19 protein-coding genes are annotated in these 15,495 nt (G+C 57.9%); 10 read left to right on the plus strand and 9 right to left on the minus strand.

Annotated features, from left to right (window positions below; genetic code table 11):
* The coding region (locus AC2FNN_RS06510; RefSeq protein WP_496757412.1) for a DeoR family transcriptional regulator at positions 1-335 on the minus strand (335 nt) is incomplete at its 3' end.
* A gap of 162 nt (positions 336-497) precedes the next feature.
* Complete coding sequence (locus AC2FNN_RS06515; RefSeq protein WP_496757413.1) at positions 498-1,763, minus strand: 2-methylserine hydroxymethyltransferase; 1,266 nt, start codon at positions 1,761-1,763, stop codon at positions 498-500.
* A gap of 108 nt (positions 1,764-1,871) precedes the next feature.
* Here AC2FNN_RS06515 and AC2FNN_RS06520 point away from each other — a divergent pair, with 108 nt between their 5' ends.
* From AC2FNN_RS06520 to pqqE, 10 genes are all read left to right on the plus strand, one after another.
* Positions 1,872-2,756, plus strand: a complete 885-nt coding sequence (locus AC2FNN_RS06520; protein ID WP_496757414.1) for a LysR family transcriptional regulator — start codon at positions 1,872-1,874, stop codon at positions 2,754-2,756.
* A gap of 220 nt (positions 2,757-2,976) precedes the next feature.
* Positions 2,977-3,723, plus strand: a complete 747-nt coding sequence (locus AC2FNN_RS06525) for an ABC transporter ATP-binding protein (RefSeq protein WP_496757416.1) — start codon at positions 2,977-2,979, stop codon at positions 3,721-3,723.
* The gene (locus AC2FNN_RS06530) at positions 3,720-4,511 is read left to right on the plus strand and encodes an ABC transporter permease (protein ID WP_171170196.1); all 792 of its coding nucleotides are present in this window, start codon (positions 3,720-3,722) and stop codon (positions 4,509-4,511) included. The genes AC2FNN_RS06525 and AC2FNN_RS06530 overlap by 4 nt, the downstream gene beginning before the upstream one ends.
* Entirely contained in the window at positions 4,508-6,109 is a 1,602-nt protein-coding gene (locus tag AC2FNN_RS06535; RefSeq protein WP_496757418.1) for a sensor histidine kinase, read from the plus strand. The genes AC2FNN_RS06530 and AC2FNN_RS06535 overlap by 4 nt, the downstream gene beginning before the upstream one ends.
* Before the next feature lie 3 nt (positions 6,110-6,112).
* Positions 6,113-6,796: a response regulator transcription factor gene (locus AC2FNN_RS06540; RefSeq protein WP_496757419.1), complete on the plus strand. Its 684-nt coding sequence runs from the start codon at positions 6,113-6,115 to the stop codon at positions 6,794-6,796.
* Between the two features lie 102 nt (positions 6,797-6,898).
* On the plus strand, positions 6,899-7,000 hold the full coding sequence (gene pqqA, locus AC2FNN_RS06545; protein ID WP_117873022.1) for a pyrroloquinoline quinone precursor peptide PqqA: 102 nt from the start codon (positions 6,899-6,901) through the stop codon (positions 6,998-7,000).
* A 23-nt stretch (positions 7,001-7,023) separates the two neighbouring features.
* Entirely contained in the window at positions 7,024-7,920 is an 897-nt protein-coding gene (gene pqqB, locus AC2FNN_RS06550) for a pyrroloquinoline quinone biosynthesis protein PqqB (protein ID WP_496757421.1), read from the plus strand.
* A complete protein-coding gene (pqqC, locus tag AC2FNN_RS06555; RefSeq protein ID WP_496757423.1) occupies positions 7,917-8,666 on the plus strand; it encodes a pyrroloquinoline-quinone synthase PqqC in 750 nt (249 codons plus the stop codon). The genes pqqB and pqqC overlap by 4 nt, the downstream gene beginning before the upstream one ends.
* The gene (gene pqqD / locus AC2FNN_RS06560; protein WP_496757425.1) at positions 8,666-8,938 is read left to right on the plus strand and encodes a pyrroloquinoline quinone biosynthesis peptide chaperone PqqD; all 273 of its coding nucleotides are present in this window, start codon (positions 8,666-8,668) and stop codon (positions 8,936-8,938) included. Before pqqC ends, pqqD begins: the two co-directional genes overlap by 1 nt.
* Entirely contained in the window at positions 8,938-10,050 is a 1,113-nt protein-coding gene (gene pqqE / locus AC2FNN_RS06565; protein WP_496757427.1) for a pyrroloquinoline quinone biosynthesis protein PqqE, read from the plus strand. The genes pqqD and pqqE overlap by 1 nt, the downstream gene beginning before the upstream one ends.
* A gap of 2 nt (positions 10,051-10,052) precedes the next feature.
* Here pqqE and AC2FNN_RS06570 read toward each other — a convergent pair whose 3' ends face one another.
* From AC2FNN_RS06570 to AC2FNN_RS06600, 7 genes are read right to left on the minus strand one after another with little or no spacing between them, the layout of a single operon-like run.
* Positions 10,053-10,649, minus strand: coding sequence for an ABC transporter ATP-binding protein (locus AC2FNN_RS06570; RefSeq protein ID WP_496757428.1), 597 nt, complete (start codon positions 10,647-10,649; stop codon positions 10,053-10,055).
* Complete coding sequence (locus tag AC2FNN_RS06575; protein ID WP_496757430.1) at positions 10,646-11,395, minus strand: ABC transporter permease; 750 nt, start codon at positions 11,393-11,395, stop codon at positions 10,646-10,648. The genes AC2FNN_RS06570 and AC2FNN_RS06575 overlap by 4 nt, the downstream gene beginning before the upstream one ends.
* A gap of 6 nt (positions 11,396-11,401) precedes the next feature.
* Complete coding sequence (locus AC2FNN_RS06580; RefSeq protein WP_496757432.1) at positions 11,402-12,367, minus strand: ABC transporter substrate-binding protein; 966 nt, start codon at positions 12,365-12,367, stop codon at positions 11,402-11,404.
* 20 nt (positions 12,368-12,387) lie between these two features.
* The gene (locus AC2FNN_RS06585) at positions 12,388-12,636 is read right to left on the minus strand and encodes a PepSY domain-containing protein (RefSeq protein ID WP_496757434.1); all 249 of its coding nucleotides are present in this window, start codon (positions 12,634-12,636) and stop codon (positions 12,388-12,390) included.
* A gap of 15 nt (positions 12,637-12,651) precedes the next feature.
* Entirely contained in the window at positions 12,652-13,089 is a 438-nt protein-coding gene (locus tag AC2FNN_RS06590; protein WP_171170174.1) for a cupredoxin domain-containing protein, read from the minus strand.
* A 19-nt stretch (positions 13,090-13,108) separates the two neighbouring features.
* The gene (locus AC2FNN_RS06595; protein ID WP_496757436.1) at positions 13,109-14,080 is read right to left on the minus strand and encodes a YVTN family beta-propeller repeat protein; all 972 of its coding nucleotides are present in this window, start codon (positions 14,078-14,080) and stop codon (positions 13,109-13,111) included.
* Positions 14,081-14,092: 12 nt separating this feature from the next.
* Entirely contained in the window at positions 14,093-15,226 is a 1,134-nt protein-coding gene (locus AC2FNN_RS06600) for an ABC transporter substrate-binding protein (RefSeq protein ID WP_496757511.1), read from the minus strand.
* Between the last annotated feature and the right edge of the window lie 269 nt (positions 15,227-15,495).

Below are 15,495 nucleotides of genomic sequence, written 5' to 3' on the forward strand. Positions count from 1 at the left end.
ACAGCAGCCAGAGCCTGTGCCGCTGCCACTGTCGTTGACCCGCTGTCGATTATCACGCTGGCCCCGTCCGGGATCACACTTGCCACATAGGCTCCAATCCGTTCCTTGCCCTGCGGGTTGGTTTGAGCCCGGTCGGCCATCGGAGGTTCCCGCCTGCGAATACTGGTCGCGCCGCCCCGGACCTGATGAAGCTTGTTCTCCAGTGCCAACTGTTCAATATCCTTGCGCACGGTTTCCCGTGACACACCAAGCCGTTCAGTCAGAGAACGGATCGAGACCGCAGGCTGGCGCGAGACTTCTTCCAGTATGATGGCGTGGCGTTCGGTTGCGAGCATTGGCCGGCCCTTTGGTTTTGGACCGCACGAATATGCCAAAACTTGCAAACAGGGTACAGCCCATACACCCAATCAGGCACGCGTTGCCATGGTCGCCGCGGCAAAGCCCTCACACCAATGGTCCAGAGCGGTCAATGAACCCTGCCACCGGGTAAGCAGTGACTACGCCGGGTAGATGGGGAACGATTTGCACAACCCGGCGACCGAGGCTTTGCAGCGCAGAATTGTCGCGTCGGCATCACCCGCGGCCTCAGCTTCGATCAAATCCGCAATCACGTTTGCCAACTGGTCGAACTCGGCCTCTTTCATTCCGCGGGTCGATGCCGCGCTTACGCCCAGGCGCAATCCAACCCATTCTGGCGGTCGCGTGCTGTCATTGGGGATCGCGTTTTTGTTGGTCGTGATATTGGCCTTTTCCAGAACGACCTCGGCACGTTTGCCTGTGATACCCTTAGGGCTGAGATCCACGAGCACCAGATGCGTGTCAGTACCACCGGACACGATACGCAACCCCCGGGACTGCAAGGTTTCTGCAAGTTTGGCGGCGTTGGCTTTGACCTGCGCTCCGTAGTCCTTGAATTCATCCGTAAGCGCTTCGGCAAGGCAAACCGCTTTGGCCGCCAGAACCTGACTGTGGATCGAGCCCTGGACACCGGGGAAAACCGCAGATTGCAGCGTTTTGAACCAGTTCTCGTTGTTGGTGAGGATCAGCCCGCCACGAGGACCACGCAGTGTTTTTGTCGTGGTGCAAGTCACAATGTCCGCGTGCGGAAAAGGCGAAGAATGCACGCCCGCGGCGACCAGCCCGGCAATATGAGCCATGTCCACGTGAAAGTGCGCGCCGACCTTCCTCGCGATTTGCCCCATGCGCTCGAAGTCGATTTCGCGTGGATAGGCAGACCCACCCGCGATCAGCAGTTTTGGCCGGATTTCCTCGGCCAGTTTATCCAGCGCATCGCAGTCAATGACCTCGGATTCGGCATCGACACCATAATGATGCGGTTCGAACCAGCGACCCGACAGGTTGGCCTTCAGGCCGTGGCTCAGGTGACCGCCGGCGGCCAGATCCAGCGACAAGACCCTGTCGCCAGGCTTGAGCAGCAAAAAGAAAACAGCAAGGTTCGCCTGGCTGCCGGAATGGGGCTGAACATTGGCATAGTCACACCCGAACAGTTCTTTGGCGCGGTCGATTGCCGCTTGCTCGACGACGTCGACAAACTGACCACCCCCGTGGAACCGGTTTCCCGGATACCCTTCAAGCGTCTTGTTGGTCATCTCGTGCCCGAGGGCATCCAAGACCGCGCGGCTGACGATATTTTCGGACGCGATCAGCTCAATTTGGTCCTGCTGGCGCTTTTTCTCGTTTGCAAGTGCTTCTGCGACGACGGGGTCGGTCATCCCGACTGGGTTTTCAAAGTGCCGCGACATCCGGGCTCCTCCGATGCGATTACGTTTCCTCAAAATTCCAGAGTTCCACTGGCCGAAGCAAATCAGTATTGCTATTTATTTGCCGCAGAAAAACTAAGGCTCAAATCGATGTCACTTTCTCCTCGTCGTCCGAAAGGTCCACATCTCAACGCTTTACGAGCATTTGAAGCGGCGGCTCGGCTTGGAAGCTTTGCCGCTGCGGCAGACGAGCTATCCGTTACTCCGGGCGCGATAACTCAGCACGTCAAGACTCTTGAAGCCTGGGCCGGTACCCAACTTTTTGTCCGAAATGCCCGAGGGGTAGAGATGACGGCGCTCGCCGAAGAGCTTTTGCCCGGGTTCACCCAGGCGTTTGATCAATTGGGAATGGCCGTGCAGGAACTTCGAACCAAGGCCCTGCCGCGCAAGGTCAAGGTCGCCGCGTTGCCGTCGATCGCGCAATTGTGGCTGGCGCCGAGACTTGGAACGCTTAGGCAAATTGCCCCGGATTTGTCCGTGTCCGTTGTGGCCCTTGAAACGCCGCCAAACCTTGCGCGTGAACCATTTGACATGACTTTGTTCTTTTCCGGTGAACCGATCGGCGTCAACGAAATCAAAATAGCCGAAGATGTGATTTTCCCGGTTTGCGCCCCCTCGGTCGCGGACAGATTGAAATCTGTTTCAGATCTTTCGAGGGAAACCCTTCTCCATGACGGGGCATGGGCAAATGATTGGGACAATTGGCTGAACAGCCAACCAGATGGCGCACGTGTACCGAAGACGGGAACTGTGCACTCGTTGTATTCCGTCGCGCTGGAAGAGGCGCGTCATGGCGGTGGCGTGTTGATGGCACACGAAATTCTGGTTCAGAACTTGCTGAACAATGGCGATCTGGTTCGCCCGTTTTCGGCCTCGTTGAAACTGCCCCGAGCAATGGTGGCCAAATTCACACCCTCTTTCAGCAGATCCCCCGCCTTCAAAGAGTTCAGATCGTTTTTGCTGAACGCAAACTGAAGAGCGGTGCCCGCAAAACGGGGTGTTCCCGCCGATCAGGCCCGCCTTCCCCTGACAGTCTCGGCTGGCAAAACTTCGCGACGGATCCTTCGGGCAACACCATCAAATCCGTGAAGCTTCACATACTTAAGTCGTGGTCCAGCCTTTGACTGGAAGGTTGAGAAACGCGCCCCGACGATGCAAGCTGCTGTCAAGAACCATGGTTCGGGACGGAGGAAGAATGTCAGACGCGCGCCCCTCGGCGGAAACCGATCCTGGTCTCGCCGTACGCGACCTGAGCTTTCATTATGGCGCCAAGACGGCTTTGGATGCTGTCTCTTTTGACGTGTCGGCGGGGATGTTCTGCGGTCTGCTCGGTCCGAATGGGGCCGGAAAATCGACACTGGTGTCGCTGCTCACGCGCTTGCTTGTGGCGCCGGACGGTGAAATCACGGTCGCAGGACATGATCTGCGCCAATCCCCACGCAAGGCGCTGGCAAAGCTTGGCGTGGTCTTTCAGCAACCGACACTGGATCTGGGTTTGACGGTGCGCCAGAACATGGCCTATTTCGCAGCTCTGCATGGGTTATCGCGATCCGAAGTCCCTGGCCGTATCGACGCGGCGCTGGATCGGCTGAACATGCGTGACCGCGCCGGGGAACGAGTGCGCGATCTCAATGGCGGTCATCGCCGCCGGATGGAGCTGGCTCGGGCCCTGCTGCACGAACCTTCGGTGTTGCTGTTGGACGAACCCACCGTTGGGCTTGATGCCGCGGCTCGGCACGCGATAACTGACCATGTGCACGACCTGGCGGAACAGGGGCTGTGCGTCTTGTGGGCCACGCACCTGACAGATGAGATGCGCGACGACGACCAGCTGCTGGTTCTGCATCGCGGTCAAATTATTGCCAGTGGGCAGGTGGGCCGCCTGCGGGGGGATCAAACGTTGTCCGATTGGTTCCTGTCCCGAACCGAGGTGCCGACATGAACGGGTTCCTGGGAGTCGCCCGTGCCATCATCGGACGCGAGTTTCTGCGTTTCATCCATCAACGCGAACGATTTCTGGCAGCTCTGGTCCGGCCAATGGTTTGGCTATTGATCTTCGCAGCAGGGTTTCGCGCGGCCCTCGGCCTGTCGATCATTCCACCCTATCAGACCTATATCACTTACGAGACCTATATCGTCCCCGGCCTGTGTGCGATGGTTCTTTTGTTCAATGGGATGCAAAGCTCGCTCAGCCTTGTCTATGACCGCGAGATGGGCTCGATGCGCCTGCTGCTGACCAGCTCGTTCCCGCGCTGGTGGCTGTTGTTCTGCCGTCTGCTGGGATCAACGGCGATATCCATCCTGCAAGTCTATACGTTTCTCGGATTGGCCGCTTTGTTCGGCATTGTCCTGCCCCTGCCCGGTTATGTCGCGGTTCTTCCGGGATTGGTTCTGGGCGGTCTGATGTTGGGCGCGCTGGGGTTGGTGCTGTCCAGTTTCATCAAGCAGCTGGAGAATTTTGCCGGCGTGATGAACTTTGTCATCTTCCCGATGTTCTTCCTGTCTTCCGCCCTTTATCCGCTGTGGAAAATGGCTGAAAGCTCGCCGTTGCTGCGTGATATCTGTGCGCTCAATCCTTTCACGCATGTGGTCGAGTTGATCCGGTTTCTGCTTTACTTGCAGATCAACTGGGGGGCCCTGCTGTGGGTTCTGGCATCAACAGCGATACTGAGCGCGATCGCTGTTTGGGGGTATGATCCGGCCCGGGGCCTGATGAGGCGGAAATCATGACGGCCGCGCCACAAACCGCAAAGCGCAGTCTGCTTCTGAAAACCCGCTTGGGCCTGGGGGCCGTCGTGCTTGGATCAGGCACCCTGCTGGCGGCCGCAATCCTTTACGTCGGGATGCAGACCGTCGCCAGCCGCCTGGAAACGGCGCTGGCATCGGAAACCCGCATGGCACGCTATGCTGCTCTGTCGACCCAGGCCGCCACATTTCTTGTGATCGCAACCGAGTCGATACAGACCGGCCAAACAGTCGAGTCTCGACTCGATCGCCTTTCACCGATCCGAGACCAGATTGGGGCAACGTTTCTGAACCTTCGTTCCGATGTGGAAGATGCCGTTGCCGCGGTTCGATCCCTGGGGCTGGACGAACAATCGCGATACGGAACCCAATCCCTGGGTCTGGCCAGAATGGAGGCGCTGCTGGCCAGCACGCTGGAAGGGCTAGCCGACGCAGACGCAGATCAGGCCCAGCTGCGCGCCTATGTCGACTCGTTTGCGTCGGCGTTTGATCCTCTGCTCAGCCAGGCGGTGAATACCGAGGTACTGTTTCGAAACTCCGTCATGGCGGGAATCGAAAAGACCCGCTGGGTTCTGACCTGGGCGGCACTGGCACTGGCACTGTTCGCCTTGCTCAGCACGGCGTGGTTCTACTTTGGCCTGGTGCGGCCGCAGTTCTCTCGTCTGGATCGGCTGCGCAACGCGGCGGTTCAGGTCGGCCGATCCGAATTCGCAATTTCGCTGCCTCAAACCCGCAATGATGAGATCGGCCAGTTATATGGCGAGACCAACCGCATGGCCGCTGCATTGAGAAAACGCCAGGCCGAGGTTGACGCAGAATGGGCGCGGTTGAACGAGACCATTGCCCAGCGAACCCGCGAACTGAGCGCTGCAAATGAATCCCTGTCCAAGATCGACGAAAACCGGCGCCGTTTTTTTGCTGATGTCAGTCACGAACTGCGCACACCGCTGACGGTCGTCATGATGGAAGCTCAGATAGGCCAGAGGGATATTCAGACCGCGCCAGAGGCGTTGGCAACAATCGAAAGCAGCGCCGCAAAACTGAACCAGAGAATCGATGATTTGCTGCGCGTCGCCCGATCCGAAACCGGTGAGCTGGCTCTGGAACCAACCAACGTTGCACTCTGCGATCTGATGCAAACAGTTGTGAGCGACATTCAACCTGAAATCGACGGCGCCAACATGCAGCTTGAAACGGGCGACGTCCCGGATTGTTCGTTACACTGTGACCTGAACTGGATTCGTCAGGTCCTGCTCAGTCTGATACGCAACGCGATCCGACATGCGCGGGACGGGAAGGCGTTGTTGCTGTCCGGTCAATCGGTTGACGATGGCGTTCAAATACAGCTGACCGATAACGGCCCCGGAATTCCCGACGGTGCCCAAACCCGGATCTTCGAGCGGTTTGTTCAGGGAGGGGCGGCGAACAGTCAGGGGTTCGGTGTCGGGCTGGCACTGGCCAGGTGGGTCGTCGAGGCCCATGAAGGAACCATTTCGGTGACAAGTCCGGTTCCACGTGAAAACGCCCTGGGATCAAATGCCGGTACAAATATCTGCATTCGATTACCGCTGGTGGAGGCATAGAAAATGGTCTCCAGGCTGCTGATCATAGATGACGACCCCAGAATCACGTCGGCCCTTGTCCGGGGCCTGTCGCTGCACGGCTACTCAGCAGAGGCTGAAAACCGCGCCGACCAAGGGTTGGAGCGGTTGAAAAGCGGTGTATTCTCGGGCGCGATTGTCGATGTCATGCTGGGAACCGAAAGCGGTATCGAACTGGTCCGGGCTGCGCGTCTTGCCGGGGTCGGAATCCCGATATTGATGTTGTCTGCCCTTTCCGATGTCGATCATCGTGCCGCCGGCCTTGAAGCCGGGGCCGATGATTATGTCGTGAAGCCGTTCAGCTTTGATGAGCTTGTCGCCCGACTGCAAGTACAGGAACAACGCGTGCTCTCTCAGCGCCCGGACCCCGCGCGCCTGTCGACGCGGGAAAGAACACTTTCGATCCGCGAGACACGCATTGCGCTCACAGAACGTGAATTCGAACTGCTCACGCTGCTCAACAGCAAGGCCGGATCGCCAATATCCCGAGGAGAGCTGTTTGACACGCTCTGGTCACAGGACGGGTCCAGTAACGAAAATGTGGTGGACGTCTACATCGGATATCTGAGGAAGAAATTGGGGTTGGATGATTTTGGTTTTGAAATCAAAACCATACGCAACCAGGGGTTTTGCATTCAGGGGGTCGCCCCGTTATCGGATGACACCTGAGTACCGACCAAAGTCTAATTCATACTTATAAATTAAGAGTCGCGCCAAACGTCAAGTCCTGCCACATTGAATATCAGCACATCCTAGGAGGAGGACCCTGATATGGCTTGGAACAGACCTGTTATTCGCGAAATCGAATGCGGCATGGAAATCAACATGTACGGCCCCGATCATGACGATGAGCGTGGTGGCGGCCTGATTTGATCAGCCGCAAGCGCCAACATTAAATGACGTTGCGCGCAATAATACTTGGGGCCGCTGCTGGCGGCGGCCTTCCGCAATGGAATTGCGGATGTGAAAACTGCAATCTGGCCCGAAGCGGACATATTCCGGCGCAGACGCAATCATCACTCGCGGTCTCACCCGATGGCCAGAACTGGGCCATCCTGAACGCTTCTCCGGATATTCGAACGCAACTTGGCAATACGCCTGTCCTGTATCCGACCGGGTTGCGAGAGGTGCCGATTCAATCGGTGCTGGTGACAAATGGTGACATAGACCATGTGGCTGGCTTGCTCACGTTGCGCGAGATGCAGCCATTTACGCTGTTTGCAACCCAAAGCATTCAGGACGTCATTGCGCAGAACCCGATTTTCGACGCCTTGAACGCCTCGGTTGTGACACGTGCGTCGATCTCGTTGAATCAGACGTTCGATCTGGTTCCCGGCTTGCAGGCAACTTTGTTTCCGGTGCCCGGCAAAGTGCCTCTGTATCTTGAAGGGGAACATGTCGAAACCGAAATGGTTGGCGAACAAACCGTCGGGGTGGCACTGAGCGCGCAAAGGAAGACGGCGTATTACATACCGGGCTGTGCCGCATTGACGCCCGAGTTGCGCGCTCGGCTTGACGAGGCCGATGTTTTGTTTTTCGACGGCACGCTTTGGCACGACACGGAAATGGTGCAGGCCGGGCTGGGTCAGAAAACGGGCAAGCGCATGGGCCATATGTCGATGGACGGCCCCGACGGATCGATCGCTGGTTTCGCCGAATTGAAAATCGGCCGGAAAGTGTTCATCCACATGAACAACACCAATCCGGTTCTGCGCCCCGACAGCGCCGAGAACGCCCGGGCACGGGCGAAAGGTTGGACGATAGGCCAGGATGGCATGGAGATAACGCTATGACCCAAAGCCGCAAAGAGTTCGAGGCCCGGCTTCGTCAGATCGGAGCCGAGCGTTACCACGACCTTCACCCGTTTCATCATCGCCTGCACGGTGGTCAATGCACGCCTGACGAAGTGCGGGCCTGGGTGATCAACCGCTATTATTATCAGCATTCCATCCCGATGAAGGACGCCGCCTTCATGTCGCGTGTAGAAGATCCTGCACTGCGCCGAGCCTGGCGGTCGCGGATCGAAGATCATGACGGCACGGAGGACAACGAAGGTGGTATCCGGCGCTGGTTGCGACTGGCCGAAGCAGTCGGTCTGGATTCGGACTATGTCGCCTCATGCGACGGCGTATTGCCTGCCACCAAATTTGCGGTGGATGCTTACGTGCGATACGTCCGCGAAAAGTCGTTGCTGGAAGCGGTTGCGGCCTCACTCACTGAACTGTTTGCTCCCAAGATTCATGCCAACAGGATCGAAGGCCTGCTTCGCCACTACGATTTTGCGGATGACAGCTCACTTGCCTATTTCCGCAACCGCCTGAAGGAAGCCCCCAAGGATGTGGCCTTTGGTCTGGCATGGGTATTGGATCATGCCGACACCGCAGAAAAACAGGACGCGGCAGCCAAGGCACTGATATTCAAGACCGATGTTCTCTGGTCGCAGCTGGATGCCCTGTGGGGCGCCTATGTCGAACCTGCCCGAATCCCTCCGGGGGCTTGGAAGCCGGACACCGGTTTACGGATGCGGCAGGCGTCGTGATGTTGGCGCAAGAGGTCCCTTTGCTGCCGCGTGGTGTCCGCATCCAGTACGATTCCGTTCGGGAACAATGGGTTCTGCTGGCACCTGAACGGGCCGTGACGTTGGATCAGATCGGATATGCGATTCTGAGCGAAGTAGACGGCCAACGCAGCTTTGGTCAGATCACGGCAGGACTGTCCAGGAAATACAACGCCCCGGAAGACCAGATTGTCGAAGACAGCTCGGGGTTTCTGGATGCCCTTCGGGTGCGTCGCTTTCTGGATGTCGTCTGATGCAGGTAAAACCCCCTCCCCCCATTGCTATGCTGGCCGAGCTGACGCATCGATGTCCGTTGTCCTGCCCCTATTGCTCCAACCCTGTCGAAATGGCCAAGCTTGACAGTGAAATGGATACCGAAACCTGGGCACGTACGTTCAAGGAAGCGGCGGCGCTTGGTGTGTTGCAATTGCATCTGTCCGGTGGCGAACCCGCATCCCGCCGCGATCTGGTTGCGCTGGTCAATGCCGCGCGTGAGGCCGGATTGTATACCAACCTGATCACGTCGGCGATCGGCCTGTCCGAGCGACGCCTGCATGAATTGGACGAAGTCGGCCTGGACCATATCCAGCTTTCTCTTCAGGGCACCGACGCCGCGATGGCCGATAAGGTAGGCGGCTACCGAGGCGGGTTTGACCGCAAGATGAAAACGGTCGAATGGATCAAAAAGATCGGGTTTCCGCTGACCCTGAACTTCGTGCTGCACCGTCACAATGCCCACCAACTGCCGCGGGCGCTAGAATTGGCGCAGGAGATGGGTGCTCGGCGGATCGAGGTTGCAACGGTGCAATTCCACGGCTGGGCCTTGCGGAACAGGGATGCCTTGATGCCGACGCGGGAACAAGCACAACAGGTGACGCGACAGGTGGCCGAGGCCAGGAAAAACCTCAAAGGGCAACTGGTCATCGATTATGTTCCGGCGGACTATCACGACGACTACCCCAAGCGATGTATGGGCGGTTGGGGGACAACCGGGCTGAACGTGGCACCAGACGGTCAGGTTCTGCCTTGCCATGCGGCACAGACCATCCCGCATCTGACATTTGACCGGGTACAGGACAAACCGCTTGCGGATATCTGGTATCATGGCAGCGCGTTCAATGCCTATCGCGGCACGGATTGGATGTCGGACCCGTGCAAAACCTGCGAACGCAAAACCATTGATTTTGGTGGCTGCCGCTGTCAGGCCATGGCCGTTATCGGAGACGCAAGCGCCACCGATCCTGTTTGCATCAAATCACCTCACCATCAGACCCTGCAAAACCAGGCAAACGAACATGCCGCCAAAACGGATGCACCTTACATCTATCGAACCGCACCCGGTGCCGCGAGAGAGCCCGCGGAATGACCCTAACCAAGAACCGCCCCGCCGGGCCCGGGTACCAGGTTCAGTATCCGGTCGGAAAGCCGCTGTGCTTCGGGTTTGGAATGCGTCACGAACAGGGTCGCCGGGCGATGCCGCGTGATGAGGTCCTCGGTCAGGGTCAGCATCGTCTCGGCCGTCTCGGAATCCAGTGATACAAAAGGTTCGTCCATAATCAGAAATTCAGGCTGCCCGGCAAAGGCGCGCGCCAGAGAAAGCCGGCGCTGCTGACCCAATGACAACTGACCGGGAAACAAATCCCCCTTTCCGTCCAGGCCGACGTCTGACAGGGCGACGTCGATGTCAGCCTGCGACAGGTCACCATGGATCAGGGCGAGATTATCGAAAGCCGAACGCCATGGCAGCAAAGTGGGTTCCTGAAACACAATCGCAAGCCGATCCGGCCGCACGATCTGGCCTTCGAAATCCGGGTCAATGCCTGCCACCAATCGCAGCAGCGTCGTTTTTCCAATGCCCGATGGTCCGGTCAGCGCGACCGTTTCCCCGGCGGCAATGTCAAATGCAACGGGGCCCAGAACGGCATGTTGTTCAAAGCGCTTCTTTCGGATGTCAATTCGGATCATGCAGTTCTCCACCGTCGAGCGTTCCGCTCCAAAGGTTGAAGAACCAGCCATTCGACAACCAGCATGACGGCAATGAACGAAAACGCGTAGACCAGTACCATTGCCACATCAAACAGCTGAAAATACAAGTGGATTTGAAACCCGACACCGGATGACCGCCCAAGAAACTCGACCACGAGGACGATCTTCCAGATCAGGGAAAGCCCGGACCGTGCGGCAGCTGCGATAAACGGGGCAAGCTGCGGCAGGATCACATGGCGCTGTCGCCTTTGCCACGGCATCCGGTAGACCCGTGCCAACGCATCCAGATCCGGGCTCAGCGCCCGGCCGCCCTCTCGGAGGATCGTCGCGACATTGGGAATTTTGTTCAGCGTAACCGCAGTGATCGCCGCAGCCTCGGTCAAACCGATCCAGAGGTAGCACAGCACGATCAGAACCAGCGCGGGCAGGTTCAGGAAGACAACCAGCCATGGATCAAGCCAGCGGTTCAGCGCATCCGACCGGCCCATGGCCAGGCCAATGATCGTTCCCAAAGTCATTGCCAGCACGAACGCCCAGATCACGCGTGTCAGGGTCGCGCCAAGGCTGCGCAGCAACTCTCCTGACGCAAGCTCTTGATGAAACCGGGGGATCAGGTCCCAAGGTTGCGGCAGAATCTGAGGGTCTGCGGTCAGCGACGCCGCAACAATCCACAACGCCACAAGGCCTGCGATAGACATAAGCGGCGTGAGGCGCGCGTTTTGCATCTGATCCTATTCCACGTCAGCAAAAAGGCCCTGTGGCACAGTCGTCGCAGCGCCCACCAGTTCAGCCCCGCCCAATTCGGCCATAAGTTCCAGCATCCTGTTGGCCGCGACCGCATCAACCGGGCGGCGATCGGGAATACCGGCGATCCAATCGAGCTTGAGTTGTTCAAACTGTGCATCGGACGTGACGTTCATCCGCGGTCTTATCGCCTCCCATGCCTCGGGCGAATTGGCCAGCAGGTCCTTGGCGTCGCGGCTGGCGGCAAACAGGCTTTGCGCAAGGTCGGGGTGTTCGTACAGAAAACTCTCTTTCAAGTAATAGCCCAGCAAAGGCGTATTGGTGTCGAGCCCCAAGGCCTGCCCGGCATCCTCAACCGAGATCAGCTCTTTCATGCCGGACGCTTTCATCTTGGCCAAGAAATGCCAGAAATTGATCGCCCCGGCATAGTCGCCGTTCAAAGCAGATTTGAAGATCAGAGGCGGCGCACCGAACACCTGTTCGGTGTCGGCTTTCAGGTCCATCCCGTATTCCTTTGCTGCATAGGCGCGCAAGATCAGCCAGGATTTATCCAGCGGTCCCCCCGCGATGCCGATCTTGCCGCCCGCCAGGTCCTTCAAACTGGTTGCCGTGCTGTCGGCGGGCACAACCACGCCGCCCACGGCTTTGGAGTAAGGGATGAACACATAATCCTTGCCGGCAGCCCTTTGACGAGCAACCCAAATCCAGTCGGCAACCGCCAGATCAGCTTCATCCCCCTCGACCGCGATACGCGTTGCGCCATTATCGGCAAAAGGTTGAACATCAAGGACAAAACCATGCGTCCGATCCAGGCCGTTCCGGCGAATGGTCTCAAGTTCCCAATTCACCGTTCCGATCTTGAGTACGGCCGCGCGAATGGTCGGCAGGGTCTCGGCGGCCAAAACCCCCGAACTGAGTGCAAATGCAAGGCACGCGGCAAATAGTTTGGACATGACCCAATCCCTTTTATTCGCTATTCCGCCTTTCGGCTGACTTCATTCAAGTCTTTGTCCAGTTTGATATCGAACTGGTTGCCACCCTTGCAGATGACATCGTCCAGATCATAACCATCATCTTCAACCTCGATATCATCCGGGTCCATCTGGCATTCGACAGAGGCAAGATAGGCCTCGATCTTTGCCACCGTTTCCGCGTCAATGTCGTCGGCGAAAGCCGGGGCCGCCAGAAGCCCGGCGGTTATCAACATTGTAAATCTTTTCATGACATTATCTCTCCCTTACTGAATACTCACTGTAATGCGTTGCGTGTCACCGGTGGAACCGGGGATGCGAATTTCATGACTGCCGGGTTTGATTGCGATAAACGACAATTCGGCGACGCCGGCCTTGTCAAACTCGATACTGTCCACCGCCATTGGACGGATCTCGATCTTGTTGATCACGATCTCATTCATCCAGATCGCGCGAAAGAAAGACGGCCCCTCGATGGCCAGTTCTGCCGAACCGTCAGCGGTAATCTCAAGCTTGTAGTACGCGCCGGATTGCAGAACCACGTCCTCACCCAACGGTTGCCCCGATGCAAGCGTCAGCTTGATCGTTTCCCCGCGGTTGCACTTCGCCAGAAGCCCGGCAAATCCCAGATCATCGCAAAGCGGTGCCGCCGATATCGGCCCACCCAGCGCCGCGACCATCGCTGCGATCATAAGTTTCTTCATCCCTGTCCCTCCCAGAACTTTAGTCAATGGTCACCACACCCCAAGGCTGTTGCCCGACCTGCACCGATTTGATCGCCTTTTCAGAGGCGACATCGATGATGGTGATGTCATTTGAATTGCCATTTGTGGTCAGCAGATATTTTTCGTCCGGCGTGAAATCCAACTGCCAGACCCGCTGCCCCACCAGGATATAGTCGAGCACTTCAAGACTTTGCGCGTCAACGACGGCAACCCGGTTTGCGGGCCCCAAAGCAACGAACAGGCGTTTGCCATCCGATGTCACCTTGGCACCGACGGGCTGCAACCATTCCGGCTGCACGCCCGCCACTTCGAAGCTGATCTTGCCGACAACCGTCGGCGTTCCGTCTTCTGCAATATCCATGACAGTGACGGTTCCGCCGATTTCCGATGTCACGAACAGGCGCTTTCCATCCGCTGTATACTGGGCATAGCGCGGGCGCTGGTCGACCAGGACATTATGCTTGATGGAATAATCCTCGGTGGAAATGAAATGCGCCATGTTGGTGGTCTCGGACGTATTGACCACGAACTTGGCGTCGGGGCTGATCCCCATGCCCTCGGGCTCGACGCCGACCGGAATCTCGGCCAGAATGGTACGGGTTTCAGTGTCGGTGACCGTCACCAGATTGTCGTCCTCATTGGCGATATAGAGCCGCTTGCCCGAGGGTTCGAGAATGAAAAGCTCGGGGTCCGGACCAGAGGGCAAACTGGGAAGTTCCTCATAGGTCTCTGTATCAAATACCCGGATGATATTGTCATCCGAGGCACAGACATACAGCGTGCCGCCATCCGGGCTGACGGTGATCCCGCGCGGTCGGTTGCCGCCTGGAAATTCGGTGATCACCTCCCAGGTTTCGGTATCAACCACGGTAATCGTATTGCCCCGCTCGTTCGAGACAAAAGCCTTGCCCGCAAACACGGGACCCGCGGTCAGCGCAGCACAGGCAACGGTCAACAACAGTCGTTTCATCAAAACCTCCGGTTACTCAAATGCGCGACAGCTGGATTCCGCCCGATCCAAACCCAACGTATCGAGCGGTGAGACCTGGTGCAGAAACCCCTCTTGCGGACTGACGCTGACAGTGATCGACCCGTCATACAGAAGGATCGGCTGACGCAACTGCCCGTTCCAATCGCGGAATGTCACTTTCTGCCCTTTGAATGCAGCAAGTTCGAACTCGTCCGACAGAGCATAATCCCGAACACCTTCGGGCTCTGCCGTACTGGCACGGGTCACGGCCTCGCCGATCACGCGCAGTGCAAGCCAGGTGTTGTAGTCTTCGGGGCGGACATAGCGGCCTGTCAGATCCTCGAAACGGGTCTGGAACTGGGTCGCGCCCCATGCCTCATGCGCGCCGTGAAACGTCGTTGGGCGCAAGCCGCCTGACCCCATCACGGGGCGCGGGGTCCAAAGGTGATAGGACAGATAGCGCGCGAAATAGTCGGTTTCGTCTGCGGCAATCACAACGTCGTGCTCCTGCACATCCTGCGTGTCCAATGGCAATTGGCGCTGAACAAGAACATGACCGGAATCCGTTCTACGAGATCCCCCGGTATCCGCAAAGGTTCGATCTTCTGCAATCTTCGCGCCGAACTTGTTGGCTGCGCGGCGATACGCGTCCGCAAGCTGGACATCCTCGGGGTTGGATCCCGCCAACAGGAACCAGTCGCCCCATTTCTTCCAGACGGCAAACTGTGCGACCGCATCGGCCTTCATGGCGCGGGACGGGGCGATATGAAGCAGGTTGCCCCGGCAGTTTGCGTCGCGAAGATCGACATCAGGTGCAGACACGTTGAATACAAGCGCCCCGGACTCTGCCGCCTTATCCGTCAGGCGCAACATGTCCGGCGCCTTGGCCAAAAGGACGATCAGGCGCACGCCTCCGGCAAGGATCCGGTCCATTGCGGCGTCAGCCTCTTCCGGAGGAACGGCCATCGTGATGGTCTCATAGGTATGTCCCAGAAATCCGCCCGTGGTTCCGTTATCCTCATCCCCAAGCGCGGCACCGGCAAAACCCAGGTTGTCCGGCTTCAGATCATATCGCGAGATCGGCAGAAGCGACGGATAATCGATCCGCAGTACCGCAGCCTTTACATCGAGCGCCGCCGCGGTCATCGCGGATGCACACCAAAGAAGCGCCGCAAGCAGCGGCAGCAGGCGAATATTCAAGATGTCCTCCCGTTGCCTGAAAGTCAGAGTTCAGGTTGAAACACCCGGGGCATAGCGCCCCGAAAAACGGAACCGATACTTTTGGCCGTGTTGTAAAACAAAGCCTATCAGCTTCATCATTGAGCTCGATTCTTATTTTATAAGAATGCGCGTATACGTTTGATCTTGTTACGGTTTCCCGCGACACCCGTCGATTTTCAGGGGGTGTGACGGGC

This window comes from Ruegeria sp. BHSA118, assembly GCF_059613405.1.